The following is a 17,208-nucleotide window of genomic DNA, read 5'->3' as shown; positions in this document are numbered from 1 at the left end:
TTATTCTGCGTTTTCAAGTCTTAACAAGAATGGGTTAGGATATGGGCATGTCAAATCCTGTTGTCTTTTTCGAAATCGGATGCCGAGACTCGGAGTCCACCAGCCAGTTCTACTCTTCGCTCTTCGATTGGAACCTCTCGTCGACACCTACGGGGGCGATGATCGACACAGGCGAAGGCATTCCGGGACAGATCACTTCGCTGGGGCATGAGCCCCACCAGTACACGACGTTTTATGTGCAGGTGGACGATGTCGAAGCGTCGATCGAGAAGGCAAAAGAGCTCGGCGGGACTTTGATCGTCGGTCCGGTGCCGATTCCGATGGGAACGTTTGCGTGGATTTCGGATCCGGGTGGGAATGTGATTGGGTTGTGGAAGCCGAAGGGGGCATAGGAGGGCATAGGGCTCGTCGGTTTAGTCGTCAATCCCACGGTCCCGCAAGGCGGGATGTCGCTAGCGCTCCATTCGCCAGGTATTTCTTGCCAAGGGATGACCGGTTTGGGGCTCGTTCGGATGATGGGAACAGAGGTGGGCCCTTCGCTCATGTTGGGGTTGCTAGCAGCTTTGTGTCCTCCCCTCCGTCGTCCCGATCATATGCTTCGATAGTTTGTTTTGAGTGATCGGGACGCCACCTCCCCCAGTGGAGGAGCGTGGCTAATAGGCTTGTTCAAGAGATTGCACTCAATCGCACGGTCCCGCAGAGCGGGATATCGCTGCGCTCCATTCGCCAGATGCCCTTACTCGTGAATCCGTTCGCCAAGGGATAGCTTCGTTTGTGACAAATTTGGAGCCTTCTGCCTTCTGCCTTCTGCCTTCTGCCTTCTGCCTTCTGCCTTCTGCCTTCTGCCTTCTGCCTTCTGCCTTCTGAAAGGTTGGTTACCTATTTCGAGATTGGGTTTGTTTCGACGGCGAACCTTTTTAGAGGCAGGAGATGATCTCGTCGATGTGAAGAGCCTCGATTCCCGCGCTTTGGGCGCCTTCGATATCGGCGAGTTGGTTGTCGCCAATCATCACTACTTCGCCGGGCGGGAGTTCGAGGCGGCGGCATGCAAGGCGAAAGATTTCGGCAGCGGGTTTTCGGACAGCGACGTCGGCATCACCAGAGATCAGGATGGATTGGAAGTCGTCATGCAGTCTGGCCGACGCGATGGCGGCGCGCTGCATGTCGCTGGGTCCATTGGAGACGATCGCCTTCGGCAGACCTTCGAGGAGTTCGAGGAGTTTGCTGGTGTGAGGCAGGCGCGAGATTCCATCTGCATATTGGTCAACCGAAATTTGAACCAGGTGGTCGAAGTCCTGCGGCTTTGACGCCCCGATCACCTGCAAGGACCTCTCGATACTCTCGCGAAATGTGACGCGGCCATCTTGGACGATTTGTTGGTGATAGATTTCGAGAAAAGACTTCGGGTCCGAGATTTCAAACCTCTCGGCCAAATCGGCGGCGAAGGAGGCGTAGTTTCTTGCGTATTCGACGAGGGTTCCGTCGAGATCGAGAAGGACCCCTCTTTTGCTCAGAATGCGATCCAGCACGGGACTAGGATTTCTGAAAGAGCACCAAGCCCTCACTCCACTTGTAGAGGTATGGATAGTCAAATGACTTGGTCAAGATGCAGATGCTGGTCGCACCTTTTTCGATGCTTGGCCAGCTTTCACCTTTCTGAGGCCCGGTCCGCAAATATCCCTGGGATAGTATTTCGCCGAGAATTTCACGGTACTGGCTGTTTTTGGTTGGAGTTTCAAGCAGTTGGATCGAGGCTCCTCCCTTTGCTTTGAGCTCGAAGAGGACCGCTTGCCTCGGCTGACGGGCCGGAAAGTCCGCTAATGTGGGAATCCAAACGATGCTAGTCCTTTCGATTTGGCAACCTTCGCTGGCCTTTGGCAGATAAACGTCAAACTGAATGCGACTCGCGTCGGCCGGAAAAGACAGAGGTTTTGCTCCCCAATCTACGCCAACGATGAACGCCATCGTTGCGATCAGCATTTCCCTTCTCCTCCCGGAGCGTTCATAGAGCCATTGTATCACTTGGGGAGTAGTCAGCTTGTTTCGGAAGGCTCGTCTCTTTTGGTCGCTTTGCACGCGGGAGAGGCCTATCCCCTAACACTATCAGTACCGGTCAACCCAACTTCGCCCTCCTTCGTCGTCGGACTTCGGCGGACGCGCAGATGTCTTTACCAGTGCCACATTGGCTCGCACCTCAAGGTTGATACAATCCACTCCCACCTGTTCATTTTGTTCACATCCACGTCGGTCTTGCCTCTAGAGCTAGACCTCTTGCGGACTCTTCCCTCGGCCAGCGAGGGAGAATCAATCATGCGATGGCTACGGTTCAGCTCTTTCGACGGCGAAGGAGGGCGAGGCATCCAAGGCCGAGGGCGAGGATACCAGCGGGTTCGGGGACGGGCTTCAGCAAGAAGTTGCTTTGGACCCCGTTGTAGGTTCCGGTGCCGATGATGTATCCGTTCTCGTTGACGTCGGTCGCGTCTTGGAGCACCCAGCCGGTATTGGCCGAGATCAAGGAATTGAGGTCGAGGAGACCAGTTTCCTGGGTCCATCGAGTGGCACGATCTCCGTTTCGACCGCCAAAGCCTGTCCCCACGATCACTCCGTTACCCGAGACTTCATGGAAGCTCATGGAGTCCCAACCGGCGAGGTTTTCGAAGGTTTGAACGCCTAGTTCCGGGTTGTAGAGGAACGACCACGTCACGTTATTGGCATTGTGATAGATTCCGGTTGCCCAGCCTTGGTCGTTCAGATTGGAAACCGTGCTGGCGTTTGCGCCCGGCAAAGCGCCGTGCAGATCAAGCAGCGTTTGGTCGTTGAAAAATAAGGTCGCGCGCTGAGTGCCGTTCACTTTGGCATAGCCACCCATCGTGTCCGCATCGTTGATGCAGTAGAGTTGCGAAGCCTCTTGCGGCCCATAGCCCGGAATGGTGAAGCCTCCGAAATTGATGGTCCACCCCGCGGCGCGGCGATCGGTCGGCGAGATGCCGGTGTTGCCGACCATGTGCTCGAAGTTGTTGAGGCCAAAAGTTTGGCTGTCGGTGTCGTTGCCCACCGGTTCGTTGTAGTAAATGTAGTTGAAGCCGGGGAAGGGCATCACATGGATGTAGCCCTTCGTCACCCCATCCTTGGTGAAGCTTCCGACCATTCGTCCGTTGTCGTTGATATCGTTCATGACGCACGAGTCGAAACCCCACATGTTCATGTCGATCATGCCGTACTGCTCTGACCACTGAAAACCATCTTTGACTCCGCCAGTCGATGACCAACCGACGATCACGTTACTGTTGTTGATGGCCGAGGCGTGCCCGAAGTCGGCGCCGGACAAGTTTCCAATGTTGACGACCTCGTATTCCTGATTGGCCGAGGAGATCGATCCCAATGCAATTGCGGCCCCAATAGCCAAGGCTCGCGACGAATATGTTGTTACCACTTTCATAGCTTTAGTGGAACATTATACTCGGACTATATGTATTTTCCTATTATATAATGATTCTAGGGATTACGTCCTACGTTTGCTCTCCTGCTGAGTCGGCAGAGACATGACCGTGAATTGGACTCGGACAAACTCGCCATCTTCACGAGCATCGGCGTTGGTTTCTGAGAGTTCCAGGATGAGGCTTTGAAGTTCGGCGATGGCCAATTTGAGGCGGAGGGCTCGCTCGCGATCCACGAAGAGGGTGTGGTACTTGTAGATGAGAAAGTCCGTGTACGAAGGATCGTTCGCCACGGCTCCGTAAACGGCATCGTGCTGTCGTTCGGCTTGGCGCATTTGACTCTTGAATCGAAGCTTGTATTGCTCAATGCCGTCCGACGTCAGGTCATTGAGAAAGAGCTGAGTAGCCATGCCGGCATGAACGTAGAGGGCCTCCGTTCGGGATCGACGCTTGCGGGTGCCAGCCGGAATAATGAGCTTCACGTCGAGGAGTTTGGCAAGTTGTTCGCCTACGCTAGCGGGACTACGGTCAATGTCACTTGCGACTTCACGGGCCGAGCGGGGCTCAATTGCGCTCAGCGCGTCAAAGACCTCGCTGCAAGGCGAAGAGATGAGAGTATGAATTTGCTCGGCGTTCAGCCTCAGGCTGGCGACTTGCCCTTCGAACCGCGGATTCATAATTGGAAAATCTTCTCAAACTTAAGTATACAGGAATTCCCGCTGTATGGTAAGGACCAGACTATAGTACCTTTCATACTCATGACCGATCGCGATCCGTCGACCGTCTTGGAAGATGAGAAAGAAGCGAACTTGCTTGCGAATCCAGTCTCCCCTTTCCAGCCTTCTTTCGATGGCCGCCAAGGCTCGCAGGTCGTATATATCTGGAACCGTTTTGCCAGTGTAGAGGCCAAGGACGGGTCCGTCAACGATCACAGCATGGGGCCCTTGCGGCGCGAACAGGAGAGCGACCAGAGCAAAAGAGGGGGCTAACGCAGCAATCGCAGTCATTTGGCTGATAGACGGGCCGAGAGCGCCTGGCGTCATGAGCACGATTGCGAGCGGCAAGGTCAGAGTTCGCCACGATCCATATATGAGACGGCGCAAGCCGATTGTCTCCCATCGCCGGAGGAAGACCATTGTAGGCAGGGGCTCGCTCGTCGTCATTCGGTGATCGCAATGACTGATCTACACCGGCGATGTTCGGCAAATATTGGCCCGAATGCTTTTTGCTAGACATTGCCAGGCAATAAGGGCAGTAGCTCTAACCTATTCGACTGATCTTTCGACGGCGGCCAAGAACGGACAATCCTCCAAGCACCGCCAGGAATGCAGAGGGCTCGGGGACGACATCGGTTTGAATCGTGGGGTTGTCGATATCGAAAGTTACTTGGTTTGTCGACAGCGAATCGCCAGTGCGAGCGTCAAGGCCAACGCAGACAAGGATTGGAGCTCCGGTCGGCGACAGATCAATATTTCCAGATTGGCGCGAGAGAAGGGAGCCTACTGATATCGGACCGGTTGAGAAGTGCTGCCAGTTCGCCGAGGTGATTGCAACGGGCGTCGAAGCATAGAATGTTTGCGATCCTTGAATTAAGAGAATTCCCAGGTTGGCAGTGATGTCGCCCACTGACGAAATGTAGCGCCCATCAAGTTCGACCTGTATGTTGGCGAATGAACCCTGGCTGGACGGATCGTAGTAGGGCCACTGACTGACGAAGGGGATCGTACGATAGATTCCGACCATCATGCTGGCCGGTCCGCCTGTGTTCGATGCACCATGAGAAGTCACTTGAAGAAAGCGATTGCCGCTCTCCGTTCTAGCCGAGGTTGTTACGGTTCCACCGGTCAGAAACTTCACGCCGAACTGGCTTGAGTCTTCGTAGTTGTCGGTGTAAATCCACGCGTGGGCAACGCCAGCGAGAGTCACAAATGCAGGAATAAAGGCTAGGCGCAAGGATCGATGAGTCATGGAGAAACCGAAGTATATTCCCCATCCGCAACAATACTAGCCTGGCATTATCACCGGGCACTAAAGATTTAACGATAATCTTACACCTTCATGCGAAAGAGTTGCATCGATTAAAAATAACACTATCTCGAAACATTTAAAGCAATTTAATTATACATTACGGCTCTCTCGGTATCTATTTTATAACTTTAATTTACCACTTATCATACTAGTTGATGAATTCAAACTACTGCAAAACCTAGTATTTGCACATAGCACTATGCTGGTGTATAACGGAACACGAGCAGGCTCATTTGCCTGCTTCCCTCCTTAACGTTGAGGTTGAGGGGGCGAGGATTGTCAAAGATGAAATCAATCTCTAGAACACTCGGAATCGCTGCACTTTTGGGGTGTGCGTCATTCGTTTTTGGGCAGAAGAACTACAACATCATGTACGACGACTTTAACGACGGTTTTAGCGTTAATAGTCCGACTGCTAAGTGGTTCTATTTCGCTGCGGGGCCCTTCGTGGGTGACGACGGAATTGTAAGCACCTCCAACAAAGGGCTTTACGTTCGGGCCAAGGGCACGAACCCGCTCACGGGTCTACCGGCGTTTACACTGTCGGTTGGACAAGAGACCGATCCGTTCAGCCTTCCCGGAGGCTTCGATCACGTTAAGTGGCTCGCTTATGCGAACCATTTGGCTTCGACAGGTGTGCCAGGGTTCGACGCGGTACCAGGTCAGGAGCTGACCTTCGAAACATGGATCGGCGGGGAGAGCTATGGCAACGAGCAGCATCCGTTTGGGGCAAACGTCACCGACCCGGATGACGACGTTCGACTGGCCGCGCCGGCAATGAATACCATCGACTTGGAGTCGTTTCTGGTTTCCGACTTCTTCATGACGAATAAGCGGATTTACGCTCTGTATGAGCGATTGCCGTTTGGTCGCACGCCCGGCCACAACTATGCGGCCTTTACGTACGTGATCCCGGTTGCCACACGTAAGAAGAGCGAGATGCAGCATCTTTCTATTGCCTACGATCGATCTGCCGGACGAATGCGATGGATGGTTGATGGCAAAGAAGTCTTCCGGGTTGATCATGTCGGGCATCGAATTGATCGGAAGTACATGCTCTTGGATCATGGTGGCATCGAAGAGGACGTCGACTGCCGCCAGAGGGATATTGGTTTTGGTACTTTTACCTTGCTCGACGGTGGAACGAACGGCCAACCTGGCCTCGTGCAGCTTTCGAGCGTGCCGGACTTTTACTTCAATACTGCTCTTGGTGAGCCGTATGGACAATCGTTCATCGATTCGCTGAGTTTGCCGAACAGTCGCTTGTGGGGTGAAGGCGCGGACCTGTGGGTGAAGAAGGTTCAGGTATCGAGCAAGGCCGCGAACGGAAACGGCTAAGTCTTCGGGGTTCGATTGGTGTCCGCCCTTGTCATTACGGCGGACACTTTTTGTTTTCTCAGCTTTTTCATTATTAGGTGAAGGCAAAGGCGGCTGGTAGGTCCGCTTTGTTCCTCCAATAGTCCCATGGTCAGGCTCTCAACTTTGCCCTTCACTTCGGCTCGTAGAGGTCGGTTGAGTGGTCCCAGGCAAGCGATCACTCCCTCGTTCGCCCTCCGCTTTCGACTTGAACCGGAGATCGCTTCGAAAGTCTCACCGTCTATCGGTCTTTTGAAATGCGTTTGACCAAGCGACGCCAATAAAGATGGAGGCAATGAGCCAGCCTGGTACCGGCAAACCGGGAGTTCTGCCCCCGGGAGCACTTAGCGTCCACACGTCTCTCGCCACTTCGTGCCCGGAAATCGGCAGTAAAGCCCAGGCGCCCCACAGCAGAAACAGAGCCGTCAGAAAGATGGCGAAATAGGAGCGTCTCCAAGGGTTCGCGACGGTACGAGCACCGCAAATCGAGCAGAATGGTTGGCCAGTGTGGTCGTGAAGGGGAATTCTTTGTTTTGGCTCAGTTGGATCCCGATTGTCCGCTCCACAGGCCCGACAAAACAGGTCGTCGGGGCCCATTGGTCGATGGCACTTAACGCAAAGATTCATTTGGCACCGCCAACTCTGCTTTCACTCGATAGCAGTGTATACGTCCGTTGGATACAGGCGAAAGGGCAAACGATGTGAATCTTGAATAATTAAGTGCTAACTGGCTCAACTATTCACATGTGACTATTACTGGTAAATCCCAGCTTCGCAGACGTCTTTGCCACTACCATTGCTTATATGAATTCTCGGAGAAGGCATCAGCCTCTTTCCACAGGCGAGACGCCTGTGCCCCCAAATGCTCTAATGGAAAATGGTGGGCGGTATAGGACTTGAACCTACGACCCCTTCGGTGTGAACGAAGTGCTCTACCACTGAGCTAACCGCCCCTGCGAACTAGGATACCAGGAAGATCGACGACCCTCCCGATGGATCGGGATGCTCTGCCACTCAGCTAACAGCCCGAAACGGAATTTGATTGTACCCATCAGTCATCGCCGGCCGGAGGGCGCGGTGGAAACTTCGGCAAGGGTACGGTTGGCATCTTCTCGTGGTTGGACAGGCGGTTGGTGACTTCGATGAAGTCGTACGGTTTGGGATAGGTGGAGTACCAGCTTCGGTCGGGGCGGAGGGGCAGGTTATCGCCGAAGAGGCCGTTGAAAAGGATGCGGAACGAGTTGACCGGCGTGATGCCAGGATAGAGGTTCTTGCGGACCGCGTCGGGGACGAAGTAGGCGTTGAGGTTGGGGAAGCACTCGTCAACGTCGGTGTGTTCGTAGGAGTTCTGGTCTAAGCGGAGTTTGGAGCCGTGATCGCCCTGGACGATGACGACGGGTTTGAGGCCGGGTTTAGCAAAGAGGACATCGAGCGACTTGAGTAGACGCTTACCGACGTATTCGGCTTGGCCCATATAGCCTTGGCGGTAGTCCTCGGGCGTGCCGACGTGATCGATGAAATCGCTTCCGTCCCAGTAGCCGAACGGCCCCTCGCGGCGCGTCGGATTGCCGTCCTTATCGAATACGAAGGGCGGATGGGGGGCGAGGACATGCATGACGACAAAGCGAGGCTTGGCGCTGGTGGACGCCAGCGATTCGAGGGCTTCGAACTCATTCCGCATCGTCGCGCGACGCTGGTCGAATAGCGACGTTAGGTTGCCCTGGAACAACGTGAACGGCGTCATTTGGAGCAGGGCGGACTCGATCAGCGTGTAACCCGTGCGCGTTTTCATGTTGATGTCGGCGTCGTCCAGCTGGATCGGCGGGAACTTACTGGTGATGGCGGCAAAGACGTAGCCGCGTTTGTGCAGGTAGTCGGCGGCGGCATTGTGGTCAATGAGTTCGCCGAGGGGTGAGCGGTCGTTGTCTTCGTCGTTGAGATTGGGGAGCAGACTCTGCAGGAGGTCAAAGTTGAGGGAAGACGAGACGGACAACTCGGTTTGGCAGTAGTTGGAGTGGGCGTCTTTGGCGACGTAAAACCCGCGCGATTCGAGCCCTTGGATGAAGGCGTCGTTGTTGAAGCCCATCGCGCGCTTGAGGGCGTCGGACCGGCCGTAGCCGTCGAGGATGATGTAGATGATGTCTGGCCGTTCTTTGGGGAGTGTGATCGGGGTCGAGTTGGTTGTTTTTGGCGGCGAAAAAGTGGCGGCTTGGACGAGACCGAAGGCGATTTGCCCCATGGCGGCGAGAACCAGCGATGCAGAGACGATATTGAGGAGCTTGTGCCATCGCCAGACGAACGCGGATACGAGCACGACGACAATGGTGGTGCCGAGCCAGACGTTGGGGCGGATGTCTTGGGGAATGTCGATTCGGTACAGAAGTCGGTTGAATCCGACGAAGGTGAGGAGCATCAGGGTCAAGGCGGCGGTTGCGGCGGCTCCCCGATCCAACCGCCGCAAGATGAGGCTCAGAAGACCCCAAACCAGGAAGGCGGCGATGGCGACCGCGACGACGGGCCGGATGATCATGCCGAAGGGGACGAGTGAGAGGTTGGCGGAATAGATGGACAGGACGGGAAAGATGGCGAAGAGGACCGGGTAGAAAATGCGGCCCTTGCCGCTGGGCTTCTTGGCCTCGACCACCGGGTTTTCGTCCATTGTCAGATCCTTCGCATAAGGAAGAGGGTGCGGCAAGTGCCCTCGATTTCTTGTTTTTCGACCGTTTCGAATCGGCGCTGGAAGGCTTGTTCGAAACCGGAAAGGTCGTAGCTTGTAAAGATGTATTTGCGGGCGACGAGCATCCGCTGGACCTGGGAGTCTTCTTTGGGGACGAACTCAACGATCAGCCAACGACCGACCTGGGCGAAGAAATCGGCGAGGCGATCGAGGGGGACGTTATTGCCGATGGCGAGATGGTGGACCAGGGCGAGAGCGAGGACGACGTCGGCGGGGCCACGGGACTGGAGCGAATCACGCTCGGCTCCGGCCCAACCGAGATCGGTCGAGGGGTTGCGGAGGTCTTGGAGAAGCGGAAGCAGATGATCGGCTTTACTGGATTTGCAGGCGAGGTATGCCTGTTCGACGGCGGCGGGATCGATATCCCAGGCGATGGTGTATAGGCTTCGGGCGGCGGCGAGGCGGCTGAATTCTCCGTTATTGGCGCCGAGGTCCCAGCAGGTTTGGGCATCGCCGGGGACTTTGGCCAAGAACGACGCGACGAGTTCGGCCTTGCGAGACAGGCTCTCTTTGGAATAGTTGGTGTTGGCGTAATAGTCGGCCCATTCGGTGCCAGCGGGCTTCCAAGTGAGACCAGAAACCGTGCCTTTGAGGTTGTCCACCAGGGCGAGCAAGCTAGTCTTCGAAATAGTTGGCTTGCGGTCAGACGTTTTTCCGCCGCCATCGTGAGATTGAGCCTTGGCGTGCAGATGGATATGAGTCAGCAGGCCAGGCTGAAATTTGGTTTTGCCGGGGAGAAGGTTTGAAGCGAGGTCGAGCGGGATTCCGTCGATGTTCGTCTGCAGGAGGCTTCCGAGTCGGATATCGACGTGGGACATCAGAGCCAGTGGGGCGAGAAAATGTTGGCAGAACTGCTTATAGGCCACCCAAGGTTCACCTTCGACATACGGCTCGAACGAGAGGGTGTCGATAAGGACCGGCCGCGTCCCAACGAACTGGACGTTATAGGCGCTGGCGTCCTTGAGGGACATGCCTTTGCCGAGTGCACGGCGCATGACCTCGAGGGTGAGGAGAGCAGCGTCCTTTAACTGGCTGAATGACCACTCGTAGGGATAGGAGACGAAGGGAATGCGGGCAGGGCGGATGACCTTTGCCGCTTCAGGCGTGACCGCCAGACTGAGGTCGGCTTCTTCTACGGCGACCACGAGACCTGCGTCGGTCAGCTCGTTTTGCAGGCCGGACGAAACAAGGAGTTCAAAGTCCGCTGCGGCGGACTGATTGATCTGACGATACAGGACACCATCCCTTTGGAAAACAAACCCGCTAGGGTCGCGGAAGGATGATGCCGAGCGAACGGCTTCCGTCATTGATCGGAAGGATTTGAGCCTCGATGTCGCAGCCGCGAAACGGCCGCTACGAGGTTTTGCCATTGGGTTTTGATGGCGTATCCAACCGTGACACTGGCGGCTATGAGCATCTGGAAAATGAGGCTGCCCGACCCTCCGTCGAGGTAGGCGATTGGCGCCACATGGACATAGCTGTTTAAGTGATCAAAAATCATTGTTGGCATAACGAAGTATATATGTAAAGGTTCAGTTAACGACCTGCGGTCCTTCGAAGTACCTATGAACTTCATCCGACCTTCATTAACGGGTTAGTTTTGAGCCTAATTTGTCGTCTTTTGGAGGGGATCGCTTGGGTTCGAGGGGGACCAACGATCCATCGCGATTTGGAGCCCAAAGACTTTCTTACCTTTTTCTTACTATTCATGACAAGGGTACGCTTTGCCCCTGTGAGCCACGACTCCATCGTTTTTGACCTCGATGGAACCCTTTGGGACACCTGCGAACCCTGCGCCATCGCCTGGAACAACGTCTTGCGGGCCGAGGGGATTCCGTACCGAACGATCATTGCGGAGGATGTCCGGGTGGTGACGGGCCGTCCGCACGAGGAGTGCATTCGCCGAACCTTTACGGACCTTAGCGAAGAGCAGATTCAGCGCATCTCGGACGCGACGATGGTCGAGGACAATCGGGTCATCGCCGAAGTTGGCGGGGTGCTGTATCCAGGCGTGCGAGACGGTCTGTTTCGATTGCGGGAGCGGTATCCGCTATTCATTGTGAGCAACTGTCAATCGGGCTACATCGAGACGTTTCTGCGGCTGAACGAATTGGAAGAGCTGTTCTCGGACATCGAGTGCTGGGGTAACACGGGGAATCCAAAAGGAGACAATCTACGCGACCTGATGGCGCGGAACGATTTGACCTCGCCGATGATGATCGGGGATGCCGAGGGCGACGAGACAGCGGCGCGGCAATGCGGCGTGCCGTACGGGTTTGTGGAGTATGGCTTCGGCACGTGCACTTCGCCAGACTATCGATTTGCCTCGTTCGCTGATCTGTGCGCCCACTTTTTGGGTTAGTTGGTCGTGACTGGACCGTACATAAGGCTGCCATCTATCCCCCGGTTCGCTTTGCTCACCTTCCTCAACATTCCTGCCTTCGTGGCAGGAATGTTGTGGACCCTCCTTCTCCAAGGGGCATCGTGGATTAGCACCTAACGTAAGTTGGACCTTCGATGCCCGGAACCTGGTGGGCGAGATTCGGCTTCGGACCGGAGAGTCCTTGGGCGCAGAAGGGGAGACAGATACCGCGCGGCTAGACGCCGCTCAGCACCGGAACGAAGTGGATCAGGAGCAACGCTTATCCGCGGGTAAATAGTTAGACCAATTCCCAGATAGCTTCTAGTTAGTCGTAATTGGACCCATCTGAACGACTTCGAAATCGGAGCCTTTGACTTGCTTGAGGGTATTCAGTTCGTCGTCGTTCCAGCGGGCGTCGGGTGCGCCGGAGACATACCAGTTACTGCCATTGTCGGCGACGAACATGCCGTATTTCTTGAGCGCCGTGAGGATGACTTGTGCGGAGTCCGGGTAGCCGGAAAGATCGAAGCTTGCTTTGAGGCGAACGCGCATGCCCATCGGCGGGCGATTGGGGTCGGTGGATGAGCTGGCATAGTGCCGGGCTGGGGCGACGTAGGCATGGCGGGTTTGAGCGACGGTGAATCGGAGCGCATGGTTGATGGCTCCCTTGGAGACTTCGTCGAAGCGCACAAGGCCAGGCAGAATGGGCAGACCCGCGGCATCGGCGGAGGTCCAGCCAGCCGGGCGGGTGGTGCCGTTGGTCATATCGAAAATGGCTCCGCTGCCAGCGGTCCAGGTGCCGTCCCTCTGGGGGTAGGCGGCGTAAAGTTCGTAGAGAATCCAGTTATCCTTGTCGATGACCAGGACGTGGCGGTCGCCGCTGGAGCTGGCTCCCCCTTCGATGGGAGCATCGGACGGGATCGGATAGGGACCGGGGTCGCTTTCATCGGCGTAATCGAATGCGACGTTGACCTTCTTTTGGGTGCCCTCGACGATGACGTACGGGATTCCGAATGGGCCGCCATTCCAGTTCGCACCGAAATCGGGGTGGAGGCTTCCAGTGAGGCCAATAGAGGCGATCAGATTTGCGCTGTTGGGATCGACCGGCTCGATGTCGATCCGGGTGTTCCACGGGTCGTCAACGGGAAAGATACGGCGTCCCTGAAGGTCACCGTTAGGGTCGGTGGAGCCGGTTGATCCACCGACAACACTCCCACCTCCACCGCCGCAGGCGACGAGACAGAAAACCAGGGTGGAGACGATCGCCAAGTTCCTCAATTGAACCCAATTCCAGTATATGGCGGAGTGGGTTCGGGTAGTTTTGGTAGGGACTATTGCCATGCTAATCCTTGCGGCTATTGGGTTGATTCCCGCTCAAAATCCTCATTTGAACCCGCTACCTCACTGGGCTTTGGGCGGATTCGTGCGCCCGATTGGCATTAATCCAATCATCAGCCCGGACGAAAGCGCGCGGTTTTTCGATCCGATGACGAAGAGCGACATTGCCTGGGAATCCAACGATACGTTCAATCCTGGGGCGACCGTTTACAAAGGTCAGATCGTGGTCTTGTACCGGTCCGAGGATAAGACGGGTGTGAAGATTGGAACCCGGACTTCGCGCCTCGGCTATGCGTCGAGCCGTGATGGGGTTCATTTTGAACGCCGCGATAAGCCAGTTTTCTATCCCGACGAGGACGGGCAGAAGGCTAACGAGTGGCCCGGCGGTTGTGAAGACCCGCGGGTGTGCGTGACCGACGACGGCACGTACGTGATGCTCTATACGCAGTGGAACCGGAAGAACGCCCGATTGGCGGTGGCCACCTCGAAGGATTTGACGCACTGGATGAAGCATGGGCCGATTTTTGAGCGCGACGGCATCGACCTGCCCTTCTACAAGTCTGGTTCGATCGTGACGCACGTCAGCCATGGCCGACAAACCGTGGCCAAGATCGGAGGAAAGTATTGGATGTATTGGGGTGAGTCGGCCGTGTTTGCGGCGACTTCGAAAAATCTAGTCGATTGGACGCCGCTTCGCACGGCGGACGGAAAACTGAGGGAGCTTATCAAGACTCGGAAGGGGTTCTTCGATAGTTCGCTGACGGAGTGCGGACCGCCTGCGGTTTTGACCAAGGATGGCATCGTGCTTCTGTATAACGGGAAGAACGATGGCGGCGACAATCGGGACCCGCGATTCACCCCGAATGCTTACTGCGCCGGTCAAGTTCTGTTTTCGAAAGATGATCCGACCAAGCCATTGGGGCGCTTGGACGTTCCGTTTTTGAGGCCGATGGAGCCGTTTGAGAAGAGTGGCCAGTATGTAGCGGGAACGGTGTTCGTCGAAGGGCTTACGTTCTTCCGGGATAAGTGGTACTTGTACTACGGCTGTGCGGACTCGCGGGTCGGGGTTGCGGTGTTTGACCCGCGGCATCCGGGGCCGGGCGACCCGCTTCCTTAGGAATTCATCTTCTATTCAGGCTTAGTTCACGGGCGATTTAGGGTCGGTAGGTGCAATGGAGTCAAGATGATTTCAACACCGATCGAGACGACAGCCAGCAACGACTACCACTTCGTGACCCGCTGGCGCTTTGAAGCCACGCGCGAAGAGATTTATGAGATTCTGGGCGACCCGCTGGGCTTGCCGCGCTGGTGGTCAGAGGTTTACCTGAAGGTCGAAGAGGTTCAGCCAGGCGATGAGGACGGGTTGGGGCGGGTGATCGCGCTCCACACCAAGGGCTGGCTTCCTTACACCTTGAAGTGGCAGTTCCGAGTCACGCATGCAGCGCGTCCAAGTGGCTTTTCGTTGGTGGCCACGGGTGATTTTGTGGGCACCGGCGAGTGGACGTTCATTCAAGACGGTGACGAAGTGGAGGTCGTTTATGACTGGCGGATCCGGGCAGAAAAACCGTTCATCCGGCGGTTGTCTTGGTTGTTGAAGCCGGTATTTTCGGCCAATCACCACTGGGCGATGAACAAGGGCGAGGCGGCCTTGCGACGAGAGTTGGTGCGCATTCGTGACATGAAGCGCCATGCGGATAGCATCTTCGTCGGACGCTGAACGAGATATGCTGGGCGGGTGACGTATTTCGCGTTTCTTCGCGCCATCAACGTTTCGGGAACCCGGAAGATCGGGATGGCCGACCTTCGGCAGTGGATGACGGACCTGGGGTACGGCGAAGCCAAGACACTGTTGCAGACGGGGAATCTCGTTTTTGATGGCGGGAGTCGGTCGCCGCGTGAGACCGAGGTCTTTCTGCGCGACGAGTGTGAGAAGCGGCTTGGGTTGAGCACGGAGTTCTTCGTCCGGACAGCGGACGAGTTGTCGGCGATCATCGCGGGGAATCCGTTCCGACGCGAGGCGGCGGATGATCCGAGCCACTTGCTGGTTTTGTTTGGCGGCGGGACGGCGACGCCCGAGCAGGAGGATTCACTGCGGGCGCGGATCAAGGGACGTGAGTACTTTCAGAGTTCGGGTTGCGATTACTATTTCGTGTATCCAGACGGGATTGGGGAGTCGAAATTGACGATCAAGATCATCGAGCGGGAGCTTGGGGTATCAGTGACGGGTCGGAATTGGAATACGGTTTTGAAGCTGGGCGCGATGATTTGAGGGTAGCTGGTTAGCTTCACTATGCTCGGCTACACCCGTAAATCCCAGCTTCGCCCTCCTCCGTCCTCGTCCATAGGACTTCGGCGGACAAGCAGGCGTCTTTAGCAGTGCCACGACTTTACTTGGTGGGCAAGATGCCCACCTTCCAAGTTCGTTGACCTCATTTGTTCGCATTGTGACGCGGATTTTCCCCTCCCGTCTCCTGACAAGTCAGGAGACACCCATCCACGTTGAAACTGCCTTTGTGGCAGTTCCAACTGCGGACCCTCCAGATTTCCTACGGATAATCTGGAGAGGGACCTTTTGGCTGGTCAATATCAGGGAATACCACGCAGTGACTACGCGATTCCTTTTGTGGCGGCCAGGACCATTGCGTCGGCGAAGCGGTCGATTTCTTCGATGGTCGAGTACACGTTGGGGGATACGCGGATTCCGTCGATGAAGTCGTTGACGATCGCGGTGACGAAGATGCCGTGTTTGGTGAGGAGCCATCCGGCGAGGTCGCCGGTTTTCACACCTTGGATTCCGACGGTGGTCAGCGCGCAGGACTGTTTGGGGTCGAGGTTGGTGTAGAAGTGGACGTTTTTGAAGTCCTGAAGGCGGTCGGTCCAGCGATGTCGCAAGTAGCGAAGGCGGGCTTCTTTGCGCTTCATCCCAATCATTTCGTGGAATGTGAGGGCCTCGCCGATGGCGTTATGGTTTGCCGCGGGGTGGGTGCCGATTTCTTCGAACTTGCGAATGTCGCTATCCTGGGTTTTGCCGGCGGCCATCAGCGGCCACACGTCGGGGATGCGGTTCTTGCGCACGTATAGGAAGCCGGTCCCGATGGGTGCCATTAGCCATTTGTGAAGCGACGTGCCGTAGAAGTCGCAATCGAGGTCCTTGTTGTCGAATTCGAACTGCACGAATGCGTGAGCGCCGTCTACAACGACGGGGATTCCGTGCGACTTGGCGAGTTTGACGATCTCGCGGATCGGGAAGATTTGGCCGTTCATGAAGGAGACTTGGGAGATCACCATCATGCGGGTTTTGTCGGTGATGCCGTTTCGGATGGGGGCAATGAGGTCCTCGGCGGTTTTGGCGGGAGTTGGGACCTTGACCTGCACCATTTTGACGCCGTCGCGACGCTCGCGCTGTTGGATGGTGGTGATCATGCGCGGGTAGTCGATGATGGTTGTTAGCACCTCGTCGCCGGCCTGGAGTCCCAGGCCGAGGATGAGGATTTCGAGCGACTCGCTAGCGTTGCGAGTGATGGCCATCTCTTCGGGATCGCAGGCGAACACACGGGCGAGACGCTGACGAACAGATTCGATTTCCGGCTCCAGCACACGCCACATGTAGTTGCTGGGGGCCTGGTTCGAGAACTCCAACTGACGGCGGAGGGTTTCTTGCACGATGCGAGGCGAAGGCGAACAACCACCGTTATTGAAGTTGGCGGTGTTGCGGTCGAGGGTGAACGCCTCCTGGATTTGAGCCCAGAAATCCTCGTCTTGGGCATCGGTGTTGCTCCCGTACTTGGCGACCACATTGGCGACGAGATCGAGGGTGTGATCTTTGAAGGCGGCGGCGGCAAATGCGCCCACGAAGAGGTCGCGACGAGAGAGCGGCATACCCGCCAGTATAAAGGGAATGTGAAGAAACGGGAAGGGTGGTAGAAATCCCTAACTATGAAACTTTGGAC

General features: G+C 56.1%; 17 protein-coding genes and 1 tRNA gene. 7 read left to right on the top strand and 11 right to left on the bottom strand.

Annotated elements, in window-relative coordinates; translation table 11 throughout:
- The first annotated feature begins 41 nt into the window (after nt 1-41).
- Nucleotides 42-392: a VOC family protein gene (locus tag GC165_18140; GenBank protein ID MBI1334791.1), complete on the top strand. Its 351-nt coding sequence runs from the start codon at nt 42-44 to the stop codon at nt 390-392.
- Nucleotides 393-917: 525 nt separating this feature from the next.
- On the opposite strand, the gene GC165_18135 is transcribed toward GC165_18140, so the two are convergent.
- The 4 genes from GC165_18135 to GC165_18120 all read right to left on the bottom strand — a co-directional run bounded on the left by GC165_18135 (nt 918) and on the right by GC165_18120 (nt 4,114).
- Nucleotides 918-1,592 (bottom strand): HAD-IA family hydrolase, encoded by a 675-nt coding sequence (locus tag GC165_18135; protein MBI1334790.1) that lies wholly within the window; start codon nt 1,590-1,592, stop codon nt 918-920.
- Complete coding sequence (locus tag GC165_18130) at nt 1,534-1,980, bottom strand: hypothetical protein (GenBank protein MBI1334789.1); 447 nt, start codon at nt 1,978-1,980, stop codon at nt 1,534-1,536. The genes GC165_18135 and GC165_18130 overlap by 59 nt, the downstream gene beginning before the upstream one ends.
- Before the next feature lie 346 nt (nt 1,981-2,326).
- On the bottom strand, nt 2,327-3,439 hold the full coding sequence (locus tag GC165_18125) for a PEP-CTERM sorting domain-containing protein (protein MBI1334788.1): 1,113 nt from the start codon (nt 3,437-3,439) through the stop codon (nt 2,327-2,329).
- Between the two features lie 63 nt (nt 3,440-3,502).
- Entirely contained in the window at nt 3,503-4,114 is a 612-nt protein-coding gene (locus tag GC165_18120; GenBank protein MBI1334787.1) for a hypothetical protein, read from the bottom strand.
- Nucleotides 4,115-4,195: 81 nt separating this feature from the next.
- Here GC165_18120 and GC165_18115 point away from each other — a divergent pair, with 81 nt between their 5' ends.
- A complete protein-coding gene (locus GC165_18115) occupies nt 4,196-4,426 on the top strand; it encodes a hypothetical protein (GenBank protein MBI1334786.1) in 231 nt (76 codons plus the stop codon).
- A gap of 271 nt (nt 4,427-4,697) precedes the next feature.
- Here GC165_18115 and GC165_18110 read toward each other — a convergent pair whose 3' ends face one another.
- The gene (locus tag GC165_18110; protein ID MBI1334785.1) at nt 4,698-5,405 is read right to left on the bottom strand and encodes a PEP-CTERM sorting domain-containing protein; all 708 of its coding nucleotides are present in this window, start codon (nt 5,403-5,405) and stop codon (nt 4,698-4,700) included.
- A gap of 345 nt (nt 5,406-5,750) precedes the next feature.
- On the opposite strand from GC165_18110, the gene GC165_18105 reads away from it, so the two are divergent.
- The gene (locus tag GC165_18105) at nt 5,751-6,803 is read left to right on the top strand and encodes a hypothetical protein (GenBank protein MBI1334784.1); all 1,053 of its coding nucleotides are present in this window, start codon (nt 5,751-5,753) and stop codon (nt 6,801-6,803) included.
- Nucleotides 6,804-7,699: 896 nt separating this feature from the next.
- On the opposite strand, the gene GC165_18100 is transcribed toward GC165_18105, so the two are convergent.
- The 4 genes from GC165_18100 to GC165_18085 form a co-directional block, all read right to left on the bottom strand.
- Nucleotides 7,700-7,774: transfer RNA gene (locus GC165_18100), tRNA-Val, on the bottom strand.
- Between the two features lie 98 nt (nt 7,775-7,872).
- Nucleotides 7,873-9,480, bottom strand: a complete 1,608-nt coding sequence (locus GC165_18095) for a hypothetical protein (GenBank protein ID MBI1334783.1) — start codon at nt 9,478-9,480, stop codon at nt 7,873-7,875.
- Nucleotides 9,481-9,482: 2 nt separating this feature from the next.
- Nucleotides 9,483-10,865 carry an SAM-dependent methyltransferase gene (locus tag GC165_18090; protein ID MBI1334782.1) on the bottom strand — a complete coding sequence of 461 codons (1,383 nt, stop codon included), beginning with the start codon at nt 10,863-10,865 and terminating at the stop codon, nt 9,483-9,485.
- Nucleotides 10,862-11,059 carry a hypothetical protein gene (locus GC165_18085; protein ID MBI1334781.1) on the bottom strand — a complete coding sequence of 66 codons (198 nt, stop codon included), beginning with the start codon at nt 11,057-11,059 and terminating at the stop codon, nt 10,862-10,864. The genes GC165_18090 and GC165_18085 overlap by 4 nt, the downstream gene beginning before the upstream one ends.
- Nucleotides 11,060-11,266: 207 nt before the next feature.
- Here GC165_18085 and GC165_18080 point away from each other — a divergent pair, with 207 nt between their 5' ends.
- Nucleotides 11,267-11,920, top strand: a complete 654-nt coding sequence (locus GC165_18080) for an HAD-IA family hydrolase (GenBank protein ID MBI1334780.1) — start codon at nt 11,267-11,269, stop codon at nt 11,918-11,920.
- 321 nt (nt 11,921-12,241) lie between these two features.
- Here GC165_18080 and GC165_18075 read toward each other — a convergent pair whose 3' ends face one another.
- Nucleotides 12,242-13,198: a hypothetical protein gene (locus GC165_18075; protein MBI1334779.1), complete on the bottom strand. Its 957-nt coding sequence runs from the start codon at nt 13,196-13,198 to the stop codon at nt 12,242-12,244.
- A 61-nt stretch (nt 13,199-13,259) separates the two neighbouring features.
- On the opposite strand from GC165_18075, the gene GC165_18070 reads away from it, so the two are divergent.
- The 3 genes from GC165_18070 (at nt 13,260) to GC165_18060 (ending at nt 15,527) form a co-directional block, all read left to right on the top strand.
- Nucleotides 13,260-14,375 (top strand): hypothetical protein, encoded by a 1,116-nt coding sequence (locus GC165_18070; GenBank protein ID MBI1334778.1) that lies wholly within the window; start codon nt 13,260-13,262, stop codon nt 14,373-14,375.
- A gap of 66 nt (nt 14,376-14,441) precedes the next feature.
- Nucleotides 14,442-14,975 (top strand): polyketide cyclase, encoded by a 534-nt coding sequence (locus GC165_18065; GenBank protein ID MBI1334777.1) that lies wholly within the window; start codon nt 14,442-14,444, stop codon nt 14,973-14,975.
- A gap of 18 nt (nt 14,976-14,993) precedes the next feature.
- Nucleotides 14,994-15,527, top strand: a complete 534-nt coding sequence (locus GC165_18060; GenBank protein ID MBI1334776.1) for a DUF1697 domain-containing protein — start codon at nt 14,994-14,996, stop codon at nt 15,525-15,527.
- Between the two features lie 338 nt (nt 15,528-15,865).
- Here GC165_18060 and GC165_18055 read toward each other — a convergent pair whose 3' ends face one another.
- Complete coding sequence (locus tag GC165_18055) at nt 15,866-17,137, bottom strand: aminotransferase class V-fold PLP-dependent enzyme (protein ID MBI1334775.1); 1,272 nt, start codon at nt 17,135-17,137, stop codon at nt 15,866-15,868.
- Nucleotides 17,138-17,208 lie beyond the last annotated feature (71 nt).

This window comes from Armatimonadota bacterium, assembly GCA_016125185.1.
Lineage (GTDB): Bacteria > Armatimonadota > Fimbriimonadia > Fimbriimonadales > Fimbriimonadaceae > Fimbriimonas.
The sequence above is the reverse complement of the archived record's forward strand: the minus strand, read 5'-3'. Positions and strand labels throughout refer to the sequence as shown.